Origin of the sequence: Streptococcus suis, from assembly GCF_046032515.1 — a bacterium.
Lineage (GTDB): Bacteria > Bacillota > Bacilli > Lactobacillales > Streptococcaceae > Streptococcus > Streptococcus suis_AL.
Window position 1 is genome coordinate 21006 of the sequence record NZ_JARQPJ010000002.1, and the last position, 19234, is coordinate 40239.

The window sequence follows — 19234 nt, forward strand, 5'->3', positions numbered from 1 at the left end:
TCTTTCTTATCCTATTTCTGCTCTCAATGTAGCATTTTTTAGTTCTTGTTTGCGATACTTCCGCGGAAGAAATGCACGAATTTCATCTTCGTTAAAACCAATCTGCATCCGTTTTTCGTCCAAAATAATCGGACGTCGTAAGAGACTTGGATAGGTTTCGATTAACCCAATAAGCTGCTTCACAGAAAGCTCATCAACATCAATATCTAGTTTCTGAAAAACTTTTGAACGGGTAGAAATCAAGTCATCTGTCCCATTTTCTGTCAATGCTAAAATGTTCTTTAATTCCTCAGCAGTTAGAGGGCTAGTCATAATATTGTGCTCAATAAAAGGGACTTCGTGACTTGTCAGCCAAGCACGAGCTTTACGACAACTGGTACAACTCGGTGACAAAAATAAAGTAATCATGTCTTCCATCCCCTCTAAAAACATATTTCTTCTTATAGTATACTCTAACTTAAAAGAGTTTTCAATAGTAAATCTAATCTCTTCCCTGTAATTTTTCCAAAGATTCTATTTTTTTCTCTAAGCGTAGCAATATTTCGTTTTGTTCATCAATTTTTGCCATCAAGGTATCCAACTTCGTTTCACGCTCTGTTTCAGAGAAAAAACGAGTTATCGTGGAGGTAACCATACCAAAAGTACAAATACCAACCAACATCAGGAGGATGGCTATAATTTTAGAAATCGTATCTTTGGGGACAATATCTCCATACCCTACAGTTGTCATCGTTACAATGGACCACCAAAGTGCATCGAAGAATGATTTCCCTTCAATCACTGATAATAAGACACTTGCAACTAGTACTGCTGAGCTATTTAGCATCAATACCTTGGATAAACTGTTGGTATGCAAAAGCTTGTTGATTGTATCCCAGAATCGATTAGACAGGGCAAATATTCTCGTTACTTTGACCAATCTGAAGAGTCGTGCAAGTCTTCCCAAGCGAAGAAAACTGAAGAATGAATCAAATGGAATAATGGCAATTAATTCCAAGATATGCCCCTGTACATATTCAAGTATGTTATCCGCATAATAAAGCTGAGCAAAATAATCGCAGACAAAGATAAACCACAGGAGCCAATCCAGTACCCGATAGCCACTAGAATTGGCAATACTAGCATCCATTAATTCAAGTACGATAAGAAATACATAGACTACAGCTATGTAGGTCATAGCCTTCTCATAAAAAGGATGACGAATCAATCGTTTAATCATGCTGACCCCATTGCAAGGCAAACACTTCATCGGACTTCATTTGTTCCATCAAGCCTTCGATACCATCAAATTTTACCATGTCCCTAATCTTCTCAAGCCAGAAAATGGTCATTTTTTCACCATATATAAAACGATCAAAGTCAAAAATATGGGCTTCTATCCGCATCTCAGTTCCATCAAAGGTCACATTTTTCCCAACGCTTGTCATAGCTCGATAGCGTTTTCCATCTACTTCGACATCAGCGACGTAGACTCCCTCAGATGGTAAATGGACTCGGTCAAAAGGAGCCAGATTTGCAGTCGGATAACCAATAGTGCGCCCTCTGGCATCTCCGTGAACAACAATTCCCTCCGTCATAAATGGATAACCTAAAAGTTGATTAGCTAGAGAGACATCCCCTGCCTGGATAGCCTGACGAATGCGAGTTGAAGAAACTTTTTCTCCATCCAGGCTCACTTCACTTACAATTTCTACCTGACCATCAAATAGCTCTGTCAAATCTTTGACATCTGCTCTGCAATTTCCAAAATGATAGTCGAAACCTGCGACCAAAATCTGGGCATTGAGACCTTTGATATAGCAATCCAAAAACTGCTGAGGAGTATTATTAGCAAATTCACTAGTAAAATCAGTCAAAATAAGATTATCAACACCATATTTTTTCAATAAGAGGTAGCGTTGCTCTTGACTAGTCAAATGCAGTAAAAGTTCTGGGCTGAAGCGAGAAAAAGCCAACCGAGGTGACTCTGGAAAGGTCAGAACAGTTACTGTCAAACCTTGCTCATCTGCTACTTTTCTTGCTCGATCAAGTAAAGCTTTGTGCCCAAGATGAATCCCATCAAAGTAGCCTAGTACTAAAACCGTCGGCTCCTCTTGATTCAATTCACTATAATCTTTAATTGTTCTAATGTTCATGTTTTCTATTTTATCACAGTTATTGAGAAATTTCTTAGACCAAAACCTTGCTCGGTTTATACAGCTGGTCGCGTTTTTCAAAAATAGCAATCAACTGACCATCATGAAAGCCTGCTAAGCGCTCTGCTTCTGCATTCAATTCTACAAATCGACCAAATATAGCATCTTGCACCTGCTCTTCTTTCAATTCTACAACAGGTAAATCTCCGATACCACGTTCAATAGGTTGGAGGAATGAAAAATCATTTTCAGCTACCAGCGAAGAAATTTCTTCCAAAGTTAAGGCGTCCGCTAGGTCCATTCCAGCTGAACCAGTTCGTTCCAACTTAGACATGTGGCTGGCGTAGCCTAACTTAGCCCCTAAGTCAACAGAAAGAGTACGGACGTAGGTGCCTTTTCCACAACGAACTCGGAAGGTAAATCGTGCACAATCATCTGCCAATTCAATAGGACTGGTACGTTCAAAACTATATATGTCAATTTGGCGTTGGGGACGTTCGACTTCTTCACCCGCCCGTGCGTATTCGTAGAGTTTGCGGCCGTTTACTTTGACAGCAGAGTACATAGGCGGAATCTGGGTAATAGTACCGACAAAACTAGCCATAGCCTCATCAACTGCCTGCTCTGCTATGTCCAAAACCGGTGTCTGCTCAACAATCTCACCAGAAGCATCCTCTGTCGTGGTCGAATAGCCGAGGGTAATCTCCCCCTCGTAAATCTTGCCCTCTTCCTGCATGTACTCAATCATGCGTGTGGCCTTGCCGACTGCAATGGGCAGAACGCCTGTCACATCTGGGTCCAAGGTCCCTCCGTGACCAATCTTCTTCTCCTGCAAAATCTTGCGGAGCTTAAAAACAACATCGTGCGAGGTCATGCCCGCCTCTTTTTTTACGTTAATAATTCCTGAAATCATTCTTCCATTATAACACAAAGGACCGCTCTTGCGGGCGGTCCGGTATGATTTAGATATCCCGATGAAAATCGCTATCAATCTCAAAAAATGGTTGGATATCCTGGACATACTCCAAAACGCCTTGAAACTCTCCTTGGTCATCACGCACCGCCTTATAGACCACATAGACAAACTTGCCCATGCTCTCGGACTTGAACCACATGGTGACCTGGTCTTTTTGCCCTGTGCGGAGCAAGTCAAAAATCTTCTTGACCTTATCTACTATTTTGGGAGGATGGCAGAGCTCCACATGGCGTCCAATCTGGCTTGGCGTCCGTTTGAAAATCATGTCTTCGACAGGGTGGCTGTCATTATAATATTGGAAAATGTCATCCTTGTTGACAAAGGTTAATTCCAGCGGTAAATGATTGAGGATCAGATTAGCCTGCTCGACAGATAAATAACCGTTGCCGAAGGTCTGCGGACTAGTCCTGTCCTGAACAGTTTCTGATTTTTCCTTGGGTGTGAAGGTAATGGTAAACTGGCCTTCTGGCGTGTCGATAATCTGCTGATTTGGTCCTGCTGGCTGCGAAGAAACAGAATCTGCTTCCTGCTCTGCTATTTCTCCAAAAACCTCCCGATGGGGCACCCACTTGGCTGTCGGCTTGACAATGGCGTAACCGTAGGCGTCGCTGTCTGCTGCCACTTGGAGCCAGTCATCCTGAGTGAATGTCTCCAATAAAATCATGAGAAGGATGGCCTCTTCCTTGAAAATCATCTCTTCAAATTCCTTGGCAAAGGCTTCGAAATGGGCTTTTGTTGCCACTATGTCGCCTGTGTTAAGGGTTTTACGAGCCGTTTTGAAGAGGTCGCGAATCTCGTCGTCCACGCCCCACATGACCTTGGGCGGTGCATCGTGACCATAGCGTTCCATAATCGGAAAGAAGACCTTTTCCTTGCGGGTGTAGTGGTTTTCAAACTGACCGAGGAGGCCAAACTGGCGTGTCAGACCTTGCAGAAGCTGGTCTTGAAGTTCCGTGTCCTCTGTCTGCTCATACTGGTCGAGGATACGGCGGATGCGCAAGAGAGCCGCCCGCAGGGCAAGGTTTTCCTGCTTGAAGACATAGACAGGGTGACCTTCTTGGTCCATATCTGCCACTTCCACATCCGCAATGGCTCCTTTGAAAAGGTTGGCGTGGATATTACAGAGGCTCATGACGTCTTCAAAAGTAATGCCTGTGTCGCTGGACATAAGTTCATGCTCCATCATGGAGATTTCCAGAGCAGAAACTCCCGTGAAATGCTGATTAAACTGGTCCTGAACAGACTCTGGACTGGCCCCATTGTGCAGGTCCAAGAGAATATTCTTCAAAATGTCAATCCGTTTGTCTGTCATGCTTCTCCTCCTGTTACCTCATAGCCGTTGCATTCCAAGACCTGTTGAATACGGTCTAACGGAATATTGGTCATCTTGGAGCCTGTTTTAAGACTGGTCACCTTACCAACTGTATTCAGCATGGCTGGATTGGCCAAGGGCTTGAAACCAAGCTCTACCAGAATCTCCTTGATTTCTGGGTGCTGGTTGATAATCTCTGCAACAGGCAGATTTAGGTCGATTGTGTTCATTAAAAATTCCTCTTAAAAAATTGCTTTATAGCTTGAGCCAATTCCGCTGGCCTATGAACATTTAATTCATGTCCTCCACCTTCGATGATAACTAGCTCAGCCTGTGGTATTAATTTGGTCAGTTCATGTGCAGGTTTCAGATTGGGTTTGTCCGTTGATCCACAGATTAGCAAGGTGGGCCGACTGAGTTGACTAATTTCTTTCCTTAAATCAAGCTGACGCATGCTTTTCTGCAATTCTAACAACTGTGCCTTATCTAGCCCCTGCTTACGATAAAAGGGCTTGGGAAGCAAGGACATAATCGCGATTTGAAGACCAAACAACCAATTCCCCTCTAAGCGATACTGGGCACCAGAAACAATCAACCCTCGGCACTGGGGCAAATGATTGGCTAAAACCAAAGCTAGAACACCGCCTAGCGACAATCCAAAGAGTACAAAAGATTCCCTTTCCTGCTGCAATCTGTTCCGTAATTGACTGCAAAGGCGTTCAAAATTCTGTGCCTTGGGCAATTCCAACACATCAACCTCAACATCGGTCAAAGAGTTTTTCAAGTCATCGTAACTGGCCACAGTCTGACCTAGACCATGTAAAATAATGAGTTTCATCTGATTTTCTCCCGTATTTGCCTCATCTGCTCTTCCACAAATCGTTTTGCTAACTGCCTATCAATTACTGCCTCTAATCGTTCTCCCTTGTAAACTGATAAAGTATCTTCTAGCAGAGTTTGGTACATAGGATGACAAACTGTGAGCACCCGCTCCCCACTTTCTCTTTTTGATAGAATGATATTCTCATCAAGGTAGGCAAGTGTTCGACAAAGATTTAGTACCGCGTCAACAGGTCGTTCCAAGACTTTATTCTCGTAATCTTGAATGTCAAACCAAATACTGTTCAAGTAATCTTCTCGCCTTGGCTCTTCAAACAGTTGTTGTATATCTGGACCACATAAATTAATTCCTCTATGCCAGATAACCATAATATGAGCAGTTAAATCTTCGTCCCTTCCCTGCATATTATCACAATATTTTTCTATATTATCATGGATAGCCTGGATATGCATATTTGAAAAATGTAGTTCATACGGGACAGGATAATCACATGGTTTAAGACAACTTTTCAATACAATACTCATCTCCAACCCTTTAGGAGGAGTTTGGGGCAACAAAGTATAAAGAGATTGAATTATTCTTATTTTTTCTATCTGTGTTAAGGAATGTTCAACAACTACTAGAAAATCTACATCACTATTCTCCCAGATAAAGCTACCTGTTGCAAGAGAACCATGCAGATAGATACCAAGTAAATTCTCTCCTAATTCATTTTGGAATATGATACAAATTTCATTCAGTAATTCTTGAATATCATTCTTTCTCATCTTTCAACGCCTCAAACTTGGCTTTCATGGTTGGGTTATTGCGGGTTAGTTTTTTGACGGAGACATCGTCTAGTTTATTATTAGCTAGGCGAAGCTGGTTTTCGCTGGTGGTCAGGGCTGCCTTGACAGCTTCCATCCGCTTAATAGCCTTGTCGATTTCATCAATAGCTTTTTGGAAATTGTTGCTGGCCGATTGATAGTTTTTGGCAAAAGCATTCTTGAAAATTTCCAAATCTTCTTCAAAATGAGTAATATCGATATTCTGCTCCTTAACCAAGGCTAACTCCTGCTGATATTGCAGACTATTGAGCGCAGCATTTCGTAAAATTCCGATTAATTGGATAAAGAACTGTGGTCGAATAACATACATCTTCTCATATTCATGACTAACATCCACAATCCCTGTATTGTAATAGTCATTGTCCGCCTCTAGCATGCTGACTAATACAGCATATTCGCACTTTTTCTCCCGACGGTCCTTATCCAACTCCTTAAAGAAATCAGCGTTTTTATGCTTGGTCTTGGTCGTATCTGCCTCGTTTTTCATTTCGAACATGATGGAAATAAATTCCAAGCCCGACTCGTCAAAATCACGGAAGATGAAATCTCCTTTTGAACCGGACGCTGATACTTCGTTGTCCTTCGCAAATTTGGCACGTGGAAAAGCATAGGAACGAACCTTGTTAAACTCTGCCTCAGCAAATTGCTCCAAGCTCTCTCCAATTGCCTTAGTAGACTGCTGGGTCTTGAAATTTTTGTAAAATTCCACCTGCTCATCCGCCGCCTTGAGCCGTACTTCGTACTCCTGACGAGTGGTCGCCAGGGCTAACTCTTGCTTTTGTTCCTGCAAAACCAAAGCATTTTGTGCCGCATCCCGCTCTTTTTCCACCTGAGCTACCGCCTGCTGCAACTCCAAGTCCTTGGCAAGACCGATTTGCCCCAACTGAGCCTTAAGCTCTTGAATTTCTTGGTCTTTTTGGGAAATAGCAGAGCTGATTTCCAGTTCCGTCTGACTAGCAAATTTATCAAGTTTTGCGGTCAGTTCCAGAATCTCCTTATCCTTATCACTCAATCTAGCCTGCAAATCATTTTCAGCCTTCTGGCTTAATAATTCTCGTTCCCGCTCCAATCGTTCATGGATTTCCTTGTCAAACTCCGCACCACGCACCTGGGCTAAAAGCTGACTATATTCTGTTTCATTGACCTGAAAGGCCGTCCCACAATGGGGGCAAGTAATTTGATGCATATTCTCTCACTTTCTTCTTTTCAAATAAGATATTAATTTATGTAAAACCGTAGCTACTCCCAGCGCCAATAAAAAATAAAATAAAAGAAACGAACCGCATTTCTAGCATCTGGAAGTGATAGAGCCCAAAGGACAAAAATCGTTATAGCAGTCGGCCATCTCCAGCCCCAGGTCATCTTCCGTTTGATAAACCATTCCATCCAATCTTCATTAGAATCAAACCGTGTTTCATAATATTCTTCTTTCAGTTGTTCCCACCACTTTTTCATAACAACCTCCTTTCAGATTACAGACCTTCTAATTCAAGCTCCAGAAAAGTCCTCCACTTTTCCTGCAAGGGTTGACGCACAGGCGGCTCCTGACCTCCTAAGACTTTTTTGATACATTCATTTTGCACCAACCATCCTATCATGTCTTTTGGAGCATTCGCAAATTCATTACCAAAATCTTCTGGAATTCGTTCTTCAAAAGTAATCAAGGTCTGATTTTCTAGCTGAGACAGTGTAAATGAAACTGTTGCTGAATCCCACCTGTAGGCAATTTTTTCATTTTTTCGATATTCCAGTAAATCCATGGTTTCACGGAAGTCTTCCATTTCAAATATCAACTTGTCACCCTCAACCCTCAACTGTGGAAACCAGCGAACAAAGCCACTATTCGTTGCCAACAAATTCCATGCCTCCACCAAACTAGCCGACACAGAATAGCAAATGCTGAGCAGGTAGTGCCCCGCCTCCTTCTTTACACTAATCTTCATATCATACTCCTATTCTATCCTTCTATTATACCAAAAAACACCAGTCTATAACCGATGTTCCATATATATTTATAATTTTTGACCATCAGTAAGCAGCCCATTCTCAATTTTTATACCGTATTTCTTCTAGCATTTCAATCATTCCTTTCTCATTTTATGCTATACTAGATGTATTGAAAACAAGGAGGTTCATATGATTAAACTAATCGCTCTTGATATGGACGGAACGCTCTTGAATGAGCAAAAAGAGTTGAAACAGCCACAGATTGATGCCATTCATCAGGCTGTTGAAGCGGGCGTCAAGATTGTTCTTTGTACTGGTCGGCCCTTGGCTGGTGTTAAACCTTTTGTAGAGCAGCTCGGCTTTGACACCGAGGAAGAATTTATCATTGTCAATAACGGCTGTTCAACCCATTCGACAAAGGATTGGAGCCTGATTGACTGGGAAGAACTATCTATCTCTGATATTGATTATCTTTCCACTTTTATTGAAAATGATGATGTGCAAATTTCTCTCTTTGATGAGGAAGACTACTTCGTTCTTGCAGAGAAAGCCAATGCACGCGTTAATTTAGACGCAGGTTTAGTAGGAATGACTCCTCAACCAATTGATTTAAAAGAAGCTAAGTCAGGTCAGCATCGCTTCTTTGAAGCCATGTTCGTCGGTGAAAAAGTGCATATCGATGCTTTTGAAAATCAACACAATCCTATACTCAGCCAACACTATTCCACCGTTCGTTCACAGGACTATCTGTTAGAAATTTTACCAAACGGAGCTAGCAAGGCCTCTGGTTTAAAAAAACTGGCAAACCGCCTCGGTATCCTTCCTGAAGAAATCATGGCTATGGGAGATGCCAACAACGACCTGGAAATGATTGAATTTGCTGGACTTGGTATTGCCATGGGCAACGCTAACGAGCAGGTCAAGGCTATCGCCCAGGACATCACAGACACCAATGAAAACAACGGCGTTGCCAAAGCCATTGAAAAACATATTTTGAACAAATAAGGAGACACTATGAAATACCCAACACTTTTAGACCGCTTTTTAGTCTATGTCAAAGAAAATACTCGCTCAGATGAAAATTCGACAACCACTCCTTCTACCCAAAACCAAGTCGAGTTTGCACAGAATATCCTCTTGCCTGAAATGAAACGCATCGGCTTACAGAATGTCCACTACCTGCCAAATGGCTTTGCTGTGGGAACACTGCCTGCCAACGACCCAAGTTTGACACGTAAGATTGGTTTTATTGCCCATATGGATACGGCAGATTTCAACGCAGAAGGTGTCAATCCGCAAATCATCGAAAACTACGACGGAAATCCAATTGCTTTGGGAACTTCTGGCTATGAATTGCATCCAAAAGACTTCCCACAACTTGCCAACTACCACGGTCAAACCCTGATTACCACAGATGGTACCACCTTGCTAGGCTCTGATGACAAGTCAGGAATTGCAGAAATCATGACAGCTATTGAATTCCTAGTCCAAAACCCCGACATCAAACACTGTGAAATCCGTGTCGGCTTTGGCCCTGACGAAGAAATCGGTGTCGGTGCTGACAAGTTTGATGTGGAAGACTTTGATGTGGACTTTGCCTACACTATGGACGGTGGCCCGCTGGGCGAACTCCAGTACGAGACCTTCTCAGCAGCTGGTGCCAAGATTGATTTCCTAGGACGCAATGTCCACCCAGGCTCTGCCAAGGATCAGATGATCAATGCCTTCCAACTAGCTATCGACTTCCACAATGCCCTTCCAGAAACAGACCGCCCTGAGAAAACAGAAGGCTATGAAGGTTTCTTCCATTTGATGAATATGGAAGGCAGTGTTGATACTGCTTCTACCACCTACATCATCCGTGACTTCGAGGAAGCAGATTTCCAAGCCCGCAAACAGCTTATGCTGGACATTGCTGAGAAAATGAATGCCAAGTTTGACACACCACGTGTCATTGTCAACCTACATGACCAGTACTACAACATGAAGAAAATCATCGAAAAAGATATGACTCCAATTAACATTGCTAAGGACGTTATGGAAAATCTAGGCATCAAGCCACTGATTGAGCCTGTTCGCGGAGGAACAGATGGCTCTAAGATTTCCTTCATGGGCATTCCAACGCCAAATATCTTTGCTGGCGGTGAAAACATGCATGGCCGCTTCGAGTTCGTCAGCCTGCAAACCATGGAAAAAGCTGTTGATGTGATTTTAGGTATTGTAGCATATAAATAAACAATTTGTTCAGACTTTCAATTGAAGGTCTGATTTTTTCTGAAAATCTTTCAAAATTTTTGAAAAACCACTTGTATTATTGAACTAATACTGTTATAATAGAACCATCAAAAAGAAATGGAGTTTTATTATGACAGAAGAAACATTAGCACAGGGAATTCTCATTGGCATTTGGGGTACAACACTACTATTTTCATTTATTTGGTATATTCTTGTTGCTATTTCCAACTACATCCTCTTCAAAAAAGCAGGCTATGCTGGTTGGAAATCATTGATCCCAATCTACAATCTCTATATCCAACAATGCATCGCCTTTGGCTATGAAAAAAGATGGTTCATTCTATTCTTACTGATTCCACTAGCAGGACCATTATATGGCATCTATCTCGTTTACAATTTTGGTCGTAGCTTTGGTTTATCAGCTGTACAAGCTATCTTCTATGTTCTTCTTACACCTATCTTTAACCTCTACATCGCCTTTAATGATGGAAGTCGTTACCAAGGTCCACAAGAATTCTTTATTGATTAATGTACAATCAAGCCCCCGCACACGCGGAGGCTTTTTTAAACGAATAGAAAAATAAGAAGAACCATCATGACTAGGCTGACCAAAATAGATAAGGAGTTAACATTGGCAGGTTCAGCTGATCGACTACCTAACTTTAATGCATAAATTGGGGACATGACTGAAATCGGAGAAACGAGACAGACCAGCAACATGATTTTCATCGTTTTATCAATAGGTAGAAGAAAATAAATGACTCCTGCTATTAGAATATTCGCACCCAGCCTCAAAGAGAGAAGATAGACCAATCGACTAATTTCTTGCCAATTCAATTTTAAATCAAGCAAGATTCCCAACATGAGCATGGCTAAAAAAGGATTAGCATTACTAGCTATCGTCAGCGCAGAGATAAGTTCGCGTGGAAGTTTGATAGAGCAGACTGCTAACGATAGGCTAACTAGATAGACTACTAGTGGAACTGAGCGTGAAAGATTCTTTATAAAAGTTGCAACGGTCATTCTTTCCTGCTCTTCATCCACACCAGCTGCAATACTGTAATTCCCACCTAGAACCATGATTGCATTCCCCGCATCAAATACGATGACGCTTAGTAGACTAGATAGCGGAAAAAAAGCTTGCACAAATGGGAGTGTAAAGGTTCCGATATTATAGCCTGATAACTGCATAAGACCGACGGAAGTCTGTTGACCAGACTTCTTCGCTTCCCAGTATCCCACCATATCCAAAAAAAGATTACAAAGAATCCCTAATATGAAGGGAACATATAAATCTATAGATACTTGGGCTGTCGCTGAAGCTACAAGGAGAGAAGCTGGTAGCGTAATATTCATCACTAAGCTAGAAAAGATTCTTGCATCTTCCCTTCGAACAATCCCTTTGACTTTTAATGTATAACCTAAACCGATAACAAAGATAAAACCGAGAGCACGGGCTAATAATTCAAGTTCATTCATGAAACTAGTATAGCATATAGAAAAGAATTTTGATGATATATAAAAATTTTATATAATCGCTTGATTTTGCTAAACAATAGGTATATAATTTATATATAAAATAATTACATAAAGATAAAGAGGTGAGTTTATGTACTACCCCGTATCCTCTATCTTGATTGAATTTCTGGTATTAGCCATCGTGGAAAAGCAGGATTCCTACGGCTATGAAATCAGTCAAACCATCAAGATAGTTGCTGATATAAAGGAATCCACACTCTACCCTATTTTGAAAAAATTGGAAAAGGCTGGCTATGTCACCACCTACACCCAAGAATTTCAAGGGAGAAAGCGGAAATACTATACCATCACTCCTGCTGGACGTGAGCATATCCCCTTCCTGCAGGGTGAATGGAATAGCTACAAAGACCATATTGACGGAATTATAGAAGGGAGCTTACGAAAATGACACGCGCAGATTATTTGAACCAACTGGAACAAGCATTATTTCAACTTCATCCAAGTGCCAGACAGGAGGCTTTAGACTACTTCAATGAGTATTTTGACGAAAAGGATAACGACGAGGAAGCTATTATAGAGCTTGGAACACCTGATGAAGCAGCAAAAGAAATCATCGCCAACCTACCTGAAGATGCCCTGATTACCGAAAAAGACCAAGTAAGTTCACATTCTTCTAAACCATCTGATTTCAACTTTGATTTTGATTTTCAATTTGACTGGGAGAATTTTTTCAACAATTTCAAACACTCAACCTATCAAGCTAGGGAAAGAATGGAATTGAAGGCGAAAAGCGAAGAATTACCTGAGTTTTCAAATCTACAGATTTTGCTCGAAGATCAGGCTCTGAGTGTTCAAACTTATGACGGAGAAACTGTCTTATTGCACAATCCCGTTTCTGAAGATGGGAGCTATCAGGCTTTTGACTATCAACTGGTTCAGGATAGTTTGTACCTAACGAGTAAGCCTTCCCCTAATCACCTCTACTTCTCAAACAATAAAGCTAGCTCTGCTATTCTCAAAATCCCTAAAAAACTCCTGCCCCTTACTAGTCTCAATCTGAAAACGACAGATAGCAGTCTAACCATGGTGGATGTGCAAGTAAGCGAACAGTTGGCTCTTAAGGCAACTGACACTAGTCTGACAATGTCGGATCTACAAAGTCCTCTCGCTTCTCTTCAGCTAGAAGATACCACCTTATCTATTTCTGGTGGGCAATCAAGGAATTTGACACTGAAAGCTAGTGATTCTATCATCACTCTGACAAGCATGAGCCTTTCAGATGCAAGGATAACATTAGAAGACTGTGTCTGGAAGTTGAAGGATTTTGTCCTTGAAAAGAGCCTTAACTGCCAGGCTGAAGATTCTGTCGTAACCTATAAACCAAGTACGGACATCAGTTTGGACATCTGGGAGGAAGATTCTAGCCTTAAACTTCCAAAGGATAAGGCGTTTACAATGATGAAAGAGAATGACATCACTCATCTCAGCTATAAGCAAGAAAATAGCCCTGCTCAGCTGGTTATTCATTGTCAAGACTGCCAGCTTACTGTTGGATAAAGGAGGTTTCCATGAATCGCAAGGAATATTTACAGAAACTCGAAAAATATATCAAAAACCTACCAAAAGAAGATTTTCAAGATACCTTGGACTATTTCAATGAGTTTTTCGATGAGAAAGAAAACGACGAGGAAGCCATTCAAGAATTAGGCAGTCCAAAAGAAGCAGCCCGTGAAATCCTAGCCAATCTATATGATAAAGAGAAGATTGAGGATAAGCCAAATACCCGCAATATGGTCTGGCTGACCATCCTCTCTATCCTTGCCGCCCCAATCGGCATACCCCTAGCCATCAGCTTGGTCGCCCTCTTCATTACCCTAATCCTAATCATCTTTAGCCTCTTTCTGCTCCCTATCTCACTCTGGATTGTCCTCCTCAGCCTGGCAATCGCCCAGCTACTCCTCGCCTTCGACCTCTTCACACTATCATGGTCTACCTCCCTGCTCTTCACAGGCTTGGCCCTCATCTGCTTGGCCCTCACTCTATTGGGTAGTAAATTCACTCTAGACCTTGGAAGCAAAACCTTCGTGCTTGTTTTACATTGGATACAAAGAAAGATTCGCAAAGGAGGCTATTATGAAACAGCTTAAACCATTTACGAAAATTAGTCTGAGCCTGTTCACTCTTGGTACAATTCTCAGCCTCATCGGCTACTTTGCTGGCGGTTGGACAAATATGAAAACTGTTGCAGAAAACTATTTTCAGCCCCAAACAGCCAGTTTTAGTGACATTAGGGCTATAGAAGTTAATGAAAGACTGTCCATCATGCCCTCGCCTGACAACCAATTCCACCTCCACTACTATCGAAATCAGCATAAAGACATCGACCTCCTCAGTCACCAAGTCCAAGGTGGGAAATTAACCATTTCTAGTGCCTATCAAGGTATCGTTACATATGATGGTTTACTCGAACCTATCTTAAATCTTGTCAATGACCAGAATATTGCCTACTACCAACCTGTTTTACAGATCCCCAAAAACAGCACAATCGAAACACTTTCAGGCAACCTTCAAGGAGACCTTTATCTGGATAAAGTAACTATTCAAAATCTTGAACTCACTGCAGAAGATGGGGATATGTTGATTGAAAACAGTCAACTCAGCTTTGCTCATTTGTCACACCTTAATGGAGAAGTAGCAATCAATCATTCTACATTAACAAGTCCAACGGACATCACCGATACTACCGGAAGTATTCTAACTGTCGAGGATGGTGATTTTAGAGCAGAAAATCTAAAACTAGAAGGAAGACATAACATCAGTAATTACAATGGTTCGATTGACATTTCTCTTCATCCCAAAACAAAAACTGACATCCATATAGATGCCAGTCAAAATAATCTGGGAATTGACCTTCCAAACTATATTAATCCCAAAGCTACAAATTACCTCGATATTTCTACACTAGATGGGGAACTGAATATTCGGTAATTGCAAAAAGCCCTCCTCAACGGAAGGCTTTTTAACTTATTTAAACAACAAAATGGAAATTAGGGCCAAGATGGCAGGTCCACCTTGGGTCAAGATAATTTTTGGACTAGATGTCACAGCTCCATAACCTGCTGCTCCAATAACAAACAAGACAAAAATAGTTGTAATTTCCAGGTTTCCTGTGAAAATTCCATATAAGAGGAAAATAGCCAACAAACCATTGTAAATACCTTGGTTTTTGAAAAGTGTCGTCACAGACTTACGTTGCAATTCATCCTTTGTCATATTAAAGACACGACTAGTAGAATCTGAATGGGTCGCAAAAGTTTCCAAATACATAATATATAGGTGCTCAAGCGCTACAATGCTAGCTAAAATAGTGGTAAAAATAGACATAATGTCTCCTCTCAAAAAATTATATAGGTAGATTTTGCAAGCCAATCAACAGTTTATCAAGAGTGGCTAGGAATTGCTCGCTCTCCTCAACAGTTAGAATCTGATTCATCGAAGTTTTGATAGCTTGGTGGTGGACAGAAGGATTCGTGATTAGCGCTTCCCTAGCCTGCTCAGTTGGCCAGACAAGTACTTCTCTCTGATTGTCAGGATTTCGCTTGCGAATGATATAGCCGCTCTCTTCCAACAATTTGAGATGACGCGTAACCGCTGCGCGGTCTATCTGAAGCCTCTCCTGCAAAGCCAACTGATGCAGGGGTGCATCTTTTAATAATGTTTGCAATATTGAATAGCGTGTCAAACTGATTCCCAACTGCTTTTCAAAAAGATTGGAAATCGTCTCATCTGCCACTTTCAATCTGTATAACAAATCTTCCATTTCTTGCATTGTCTACCTCTTTTGATTGATTAATCAATCATTGATAAGTCAATTATACTACAATCCGAACAATTTTCAACTATTTTGCCTATCTATTAAAAAAATATGTTGCCTACACTTATATTTTGTTATAATTAAGAAAATAACTAGCAGAGGGATGGGACTTACTTATGGAAAACACTCCTAGACTAAACTTGGTCATAGACGTGCTCATGCTCGCTGGTGCCATTTTGGCACAAAGCGGTGCAGAAATTCACCGAGTTGAAGATACCATGATTCGGATTGCACATTCACAAGGAATTGAACAGGCCAATGTCCTTGCCATCCCTGCTGCTATCTTTTTCTCCATCGACCATACGAATATTTCGCGTATGAAACGCATCGTAAATTCAAATTACGACATGCAGAAAGTTTGTGACGTCAACCAAATCTCCCGTTCCCTAGCCAATGAAGAAATCAGCCTAGAAGAAGCATGGAGCCAATTAAATGCAATCAAACAACAAAAGCCGCCTTATAACAATATCCAAATAACCTTAGCTGCCGTAGTAGCCGCACCATTTTTTACCATCATGTTCGGAGGTTCTCTTTTAGATGCAGCAGGTGCTGTCCTCGCAACAGCTTTAGCTTTCCCTATCTCCCTAATTGTCGAGCGCTATATTGGAATTGATTTTGTCACCACCTTCGTTGGCGCCTTTGTCTTCTCACTCACCTCTTATTTATTAAGCGCAACCACTACTTTCCCCATTAATCCTAACCTGATTAATGCAGGGGCAGTCATGCCTTTTGTACCAGGGATTGCTTTTACAAATGCCGTAAGAGACCTCATGACCAATCATATCAATACAGGGATGACCAAATTTTTCCAAACAGCGCTTATTATCTTATCGCTCGGTGCAGGTACAACTGTGGCCTTTATGCTTGTGAGGTAATCTATGACTCCAGTTCACTTCTTATTACAGGCACTCGCCTCTTATATCGCTATCGCAGCCTTCTTAATTGTTCTCAATGTTCAAAGAAAAATGCTGGTCCCTGGTGGACTCCTGGGCATGCTTGTTTGGCTTATTTATCTTTTACTATTGGAACCAACAAATGTCTTGATTGCTACCTTTTTCGCGGCAATTATCGGATCCTGTATCAGTCAAATCATGAGTATTTTGCTTAAAACACCATCTGTTATTTTTTCACTTGCTATCCTAGCACCGCTTGTTCCAGGCTATCGAGCCTACATGACCACGACTTATTTCGTTTCTGGTGACCACGCTCAAGCCCTAACCAATATCACTACCGTCTTAACTTTAGCCTTAGTCATTCCCATCGGTATGGCCAGCGGAACAATATTATTACGCCTTTATAAGGTTCTTCGAACAGGCAAAAAAGCAGCCTAACCCCTTGAAAATAAGGGGCCTTTTTGTTAAAATGAAAACTTATCAAAGGAGATGCTATGAACCAAAACGTAACCAATTTAAAACTTGCTGAACGTGGTGCCTTGCTATCTATCGGTGCCTATATCGTCTTATCAGGTATCAAACTCGTTGCAGGACAGCTCTTTCATTCGGATGCCTTACGAGCAGATGCCTTCAATAATATTTCTGATATTATCGGTAATATCGCTGTACTTGTTGGACTAAAAATGGCACAGAAACCAGCTGATACCGATCATAAATTTGGACACTGGAAAATGGAAGACTTGGCAAGCTTGATTACATCCTTCATTATGTTTGTCGTTGGTTTTCAAGTACTCTATGATACCCTCCAAAAACTAATCAGCAATTCTTCTATCGAAGTAGACATTATGGGGGCCATTGTCGGAATTTTTTCTGCACTAGTTATGTTAGCTGTTTATTTATATAATAACCGCTTGGCAAAAAAAGTACGTTCCAAGGCCTTAGAAGCAACTGCCAAGGATAATCTATCCGATGCAGTCACTTCCATAGGAACTTCTATCGCAATCTTTGCTGCAGCTTTCAACTTCCCTATTGTCGATAAAATTGCAGCCATCATCATTACCTTCTTTATCCTAAAAACAGCCTACGATATTTTTATGGAAAGCTTCTTTACCCTATCTGATGGATTTGATGAAAACTTATTGAAAAAGTACGAGGAAGATATTCTCAAACTCCCAAAAATCGTTTCTGTCAAATCACAACGTGGTCGGACTTATGGAGCCAATATCTACCTTGATGTTGTTTTAGAAATGAATCCAGACTTATCCGTTTATGAAAGTCATGAAGTGACTGAGCAGGTTGAGCAACTCCTAACACTCAAACATGGAGTTTTTGATGTGGATATTCACGTAGAACCATCTGAAATTCCACACGATGAGATGTATGAGCATGTGTATGACAAACTCTTCCGTTTTGAAACAGAGATACAAGCACATACTAATGGGTATGAAGAATTGATTGACGACCAGTATCTCTTAATTGATGCCAAAGGCCGCTATCGAAATAAAACTCAGATGCTTGCCGACCACCCCATCCAGACCAGGTATTTATCCAATTACCAAATGACCTCCATTAGCCAAAAATCAAAATTAGTTACGTTTGAAATTGGTGATTATGTTCATACGTCACTTTGGCGCCGTCATGAAAATTGGACTGTTATTTTCCACCAGATTTCCAAAAAACAAGCCTAGTCGAATGACTGGCTTTTCCTTTACCTTAAATTTTGGTTTTATACTCAATGAAAATCAAAAGTAGCCTAGGAAACGAAGCCAAAGATAGAACTGGAGTTCATCAAGGCAAGATAACAACGGATAATTTTGATTTTCGAAGAGTATTAAAAAAAGAGCGCATGGCTCTTTTTCTTATATTATTAGTTTTTTACTGCATCGGTTGCAACATCCTCACCAAACCATTTTTGGGAGATTTCTTGGAATTTACCTTCTTTATATAATTCAGCAAATGCCTTATTAATGTTTTCTACGAGTGTAGTATCTGATTTACGAGCACCGACTGCGAAGGCTTCATTTTCAAAACCTGCATCAATGATGTTGTAATCTGCGATAATTCCCTCTTGTTGCAAGTAATAATTTGCATACACACGGTCAATCAAGAGGCCATCAATACGATCGTTTTTCAAGTCAATCAAAGCTTCATTAAATGTTGCATACTGACTTGCATCGTTATTTTGAACAATATCTTTCAAAATAGCTGGTTGTGATTCAAATACTGAATAGCCAGATGAACCTGCTTGCGCACCTAAAATCTTATCCTTCATATCAGATACTTGGCTAATATTGGAAGATTTTTTGGTTACAAGAACTTGTTGGTTATCCATGTAGGGATTTGTGAAGAGAACTTTTTCCTTACGCTCATCAGTAATAGAATAACCATTCCAAATTAAATCAATATTCCCGTTATTCAATTCGGTTTCTTTCAAGTCCCAGTCAATTGGTTGCCATTTTACAGTAATTCCATATTTTTCAAAGACTGCATTAGCCAAGTCAATATCGAAACCTGTGTAAGAACCATCTGTCTGTTCAAATCCCATTGGAACAAAGGTCTTATCAAAGCCAATCGTAACGGACTTTTCAGATTCGTAAGTTGACCAATTATCTGACTTGGTCGTTGACTCACTTGATCCACATGCAGCAAGTGCAAAACTAGTTACAAGAGCCGCAGCTCCAAGCATCATTTTCTTCATATTCATCATCATATTTG

Annotated in this window: 24 protein-coding genes and 1 pseudogene; 10 read left to right on the plus strand and 15 right to left on the minus strand. The window is 40.9% G+C overall.

Annotated features, from left to right (window positions below; translation table 11 throughout):
- Positions 1-6 precede the first annotated feature (6 nt).
- The 11 genes and pseudogenes from P7J49_RS01320 to P7J49_RS01370 form a co-directional block, all read right to left on the minus strand.
- Entirely contained in the window at positions 7-408 is a 402-nt protein-coding gene (locus P7J49_RS01320) for a Spx/MgsR family RNA polymerase-binding regulatory protein (RefSeq protein ID WP_009909989.1), read from the minus strand.
- Between the two features lie 73 nt (positions 409-481).
- Positions 482-1219: a potassium channel family protein gene (locus P7J49_RS01325; protein WP_408568944.1), complete on the minus strand. Its 738-nt coding sequence runs from the start codon at positions 1217-1219 to the stop codon at positions 482-484.
- Positions 1212-2135: a bifunctional riboflavin kinase/FAD synthetase gene (locus P7J49_RS01330; RefSeq protein ID WP_408568946.1), complete on the minus strand. Its 924-nt coding sequence runs from the start codon at positions 2133-2135 to the stop codon at positions 1212-1214. Before P7J49_RS01330 ends, P7J49_RS01325 begins: the two co-directional genes overlap by 8 nt.
- Positions 2136-2169: 34 nt before the next feature.
- Positions 2170-3048: a tRNA pseudouridine(55) synthase TruB gene (gene truB, locus P7J49_RS01335; RefSeq protein WP_408568947.1), complete on the minus strand. Its 879-nt coding sequence runs from the start codon at positions 3046-3048 to the stop codon at positions 2170-2172.
- Between the two features lie 49 nt (positions 3049-3097).
- Positions 3098-4423, minus strand: a complete 1326-nt coding sequence (locus P7J49_RS01340; RefSeq protein WP_408568949.1) for a DUF438 domain-containing protein — start codon at positions 4421-4423, stop codon at positions 3098-3100.
- Positions 4420-4653, minus strand: coding sequence for a DUF1858 domain-containing protein (locus tag P7J49_RS01345; protein WP_408568951.1), 234 nt, complete (start codon positions 4651-4653; stop codon positions 4420-4422). Before P7J49_RS01345 ends, P7J49_RS01340 begins: the two co-directional genes overlap by 4 nt.
- Entirely contained in the window at positions 4653-5261 is a 609-nt protein-coding gene (locus tag P7J49_RS01350; protein WP_408568953.1) for an alpha/beta fold hydrolase, read from the minus strand. Before P7J49_RS01350 ends, P7J49_RS01345 begins: the two co-directional genes overlap by 1 nt.
- Complete coding sequence (locus P7J49_RS01355; RefSeq protein ID WP_408568955.1) at positions 5258-6031, minus strand: aminoglycoside adenylyltransferase domain-containing protein; 774 nt, start codon at positions 6029-6031, stop codon at positions 5258-5260. The genes P7J49_RS01350 and P7J49_RS01355 overlap by 4 nt, the downstream gene beginning before the upstream one ends.
- Positions 6018-7277, minus strand: a complete 1260-nt coding sequence (locus P7J49_RS01360) for a DUF2130 domain-containing protein (RefSeq protein WP_408568956.1) — start codon at positions 7275-7277, stop codon at positions 6018-6020. The genes P7J49_RS01355 and P7J49_RS01360 overlap by 14 nt, the downstream gene beginning before the upstream one ends.
- A gap of 6 nt (positions 7278-7283) precedes the next feature.
- Positions 7284-7546, minus strand: a pseudogene (locus P7J49_RS01365) (hypothetical protein).
- Between the two features lie 17 nt (positions 7547-7563).
- A complete protein-coding gene (locus P7J49_RS01370) occupies positions 7564-8034 on the minus strand; it encodes an ATPase (RefSeq protein WP_408568957.1) in 471 nt (156 codons plus the stop codon).
- A 193-nt stretch (positions 8035-8227) separates the two neighbouring features.
- Between P7J49_RS01370 and P7J49_RS01375 the strand changes: the two genes are divergently transcribed.
- The 3 genes from P7J49_RS01375 (at position 8228) to P7J49_RS01385 (ending at position 10802) form a co-directional block, all read left to right on the plus strand.
- The gene (locus P7J49_RS01375; protein ID WP_172026398.1) at positions 8228-9043 is read left to right on the plus strand and encodes a Cof-type HAD-IIB family hydrolase; all 816 of its coding nucleotides are present in this window, start codon (positions 8228-8230) and stop codon (positions 9041-9043) included.
- Between the two features lie 9 nt (positions 9044-9052).
- On the plus strand, positions 9053-10273 hold the full coding sequence (gene pepT, locus P7J49_RS01380) for a peptidase T (RefSeq protein WP_029180242.1): 1221 nt from the start codon (positions 9053-9055) through the stop codon (positions 10271-10273).
- A gap of 130 nt (positions 10274-10403) precedes the next feature.
- Positions 10404-10802, plus strand: a complete 399-nt coding sequence (locus P7J49_RS01385) for a DUF5684 domain-containing protein (protein WP_002940890.1) — start codon at positions 10404-10406, stop codon at positions 10800-10802.
- Between the two features lie 35 nt (positions 10803-10837).
- On the opposite strand, the gene P7J49_RS01390 is transcribed toward P7J49_RS01385, so the two are convergent.
- Positions 10838-11752 (minus strand): AEC family transporter, encoded by a 915-nt coding sequence (locus tag P7J49_RS01390; protein WP_002937688.1) that lies wholly within the window; start codon positions 11750-11752, stop codon positions 10838-10840.
- 130 nt (positions 11753-11882) lie between these two features.
- Between P7J49_RS01390 and P7J49_RS01395 the strand changes: the two genes are divergently transcribed.
- From P7J49_RS01395 to P7J49_RS01410, 4 genes are read left to right on the plus strand one after another with little or no spacing between them, the layout of a single operon-like run.
- Complete coding sequence (locus tag P7J49_RS01395; protein WP_002940906.1) at positions 11883-12200, plus strand: PadR family transcriptional regulator; 318 nt, start codon at positions 11883-11885, stop codon at positions 12198-12200.
- On the plus strand, positions 12197-13309 hold the full coding sequence (locus P7J49_RS01400) for a DUF4097 family beta strand repeat-containing protein (protein ID WP_408568960.1): 1113 nt from the start codon (positions 12197-12199) through the stop codon (positions 13307-13309). Before P7J49_RS01395 ends, P7J49_RS01400 begins: the two co-directional genes overlap by 4 nt.
- 11 nt (positions 13310-13320) lie before the next feature.
- Positions 13321-13899: a DUF1700 domain-containing protein gene (locus tag P7J49_RS01405; RefSeq protein ID WP_408568962.1), complete on the plus strand. Its 579-nt coding sequence runs from the start codon at positions 13321-13323 to the stop codon at positions 13897-13899.
- Positions 13886-14740, plus strand: a complete 855-nt coding sequence (locus P7J49_RS01410; protein WP_408568964.1) for a DUF4097 family beta strand repeat-containing protein — start codon at positions 13886-13888, stop codon at positions 14738-14740. Before P7J49_RS01405 ends, P7J49_RS01410 begins: the two co-directional genes overlap by 14 nt.
- Positions 14741-14776: 36 nt before the next feature.
- On the opposite strand, the gene P7J49_RS01415 is transcribed toward P7J49_RS01410, so the two are convergent.
- A complete protein-coding gene (locus P7J49_RS01415) occupies positions 14777-15136 on the minus strand; it encodes a DUF1304 domain-containing protein (protein WP_248055163.1) in 360 nt (119 codons plus the stop codon).
- 19 nt (positions 15137-15155) lie between these two features.
- On the minus strand, positions 15156-15581 hold the full coding sequence (locus P7J49_RS01420) for a MarR family winged helix-turn-helix transcriptional regulator (protein WP_044754509.1): 426 nt from the start codon (positions 15579-15581) through the stop codon (positions 15156-15158).
- Positions 15582-15742: 161 nt separating this feature from the next.
- Between P7J49_RS01420 and P7J49_RS01425 the strand changes: the two genes are divergently transcribed.
- The 3 genes from P7J49_RS01425 to P7J49_RS01435 are packed head-to-tail and all read left to right on the plus strand — an operon-like array spanning position 15743 to position 18207.
- A complete protein-coding gene (locus tag P7J49_RS01425; RefSeq protein ID WP_408568967.1) occupies positions 15743-16501 on the plus strand; it encodes a threonine/serine exporter family protein in 759 nt (252 codons plus the stop codon).
- Between the two features lie 3 nt (positions 16502-16504).
- Positions 16505-16957 (plus strand): threonine/serine exporter family protein, encoded by a 453-nt coding sequence (locus P7J49_RS01430; RefSeq protein WP_408568969.1) that lies wholly within the window; start codon positions 16505-16507, stop codon positions 16955-16957.
- Between the two features lie 56 nt (positions 16958-17013).
- The gene (locus P7J49_RS01435) at positions 17014-18207 is read left to right on the plus strand and encodes a cation diffusion facilitator family transporter (RefSeq protein WP_408568971.1); all 1194 of its coding nucleotides are present in this window, start codon (positions 17014-17016) and stop codon (positions 18205-18207) included.
- 179 nt (positions 18208-18386) lie between these two features.
- On the opposite strand, the gene P7J49_RS01440 is transcribed toward P7J49_RS01435, so the two are convergent.
- Positions 18387-19217 carry a transporter substrate-binding domain-containing protein gene (locus P7J49_RS01440; protein ID WP_398582397.1) on the minus strand — a complete coding sequence of 277 codons (831 nt, stop codon included), beginning with the start codon at positions 19215-19217 and terminating at the stop codon, positions 18387-18389.
- Positions 19218-19234 lie beyond the last annotated feature (17 nt).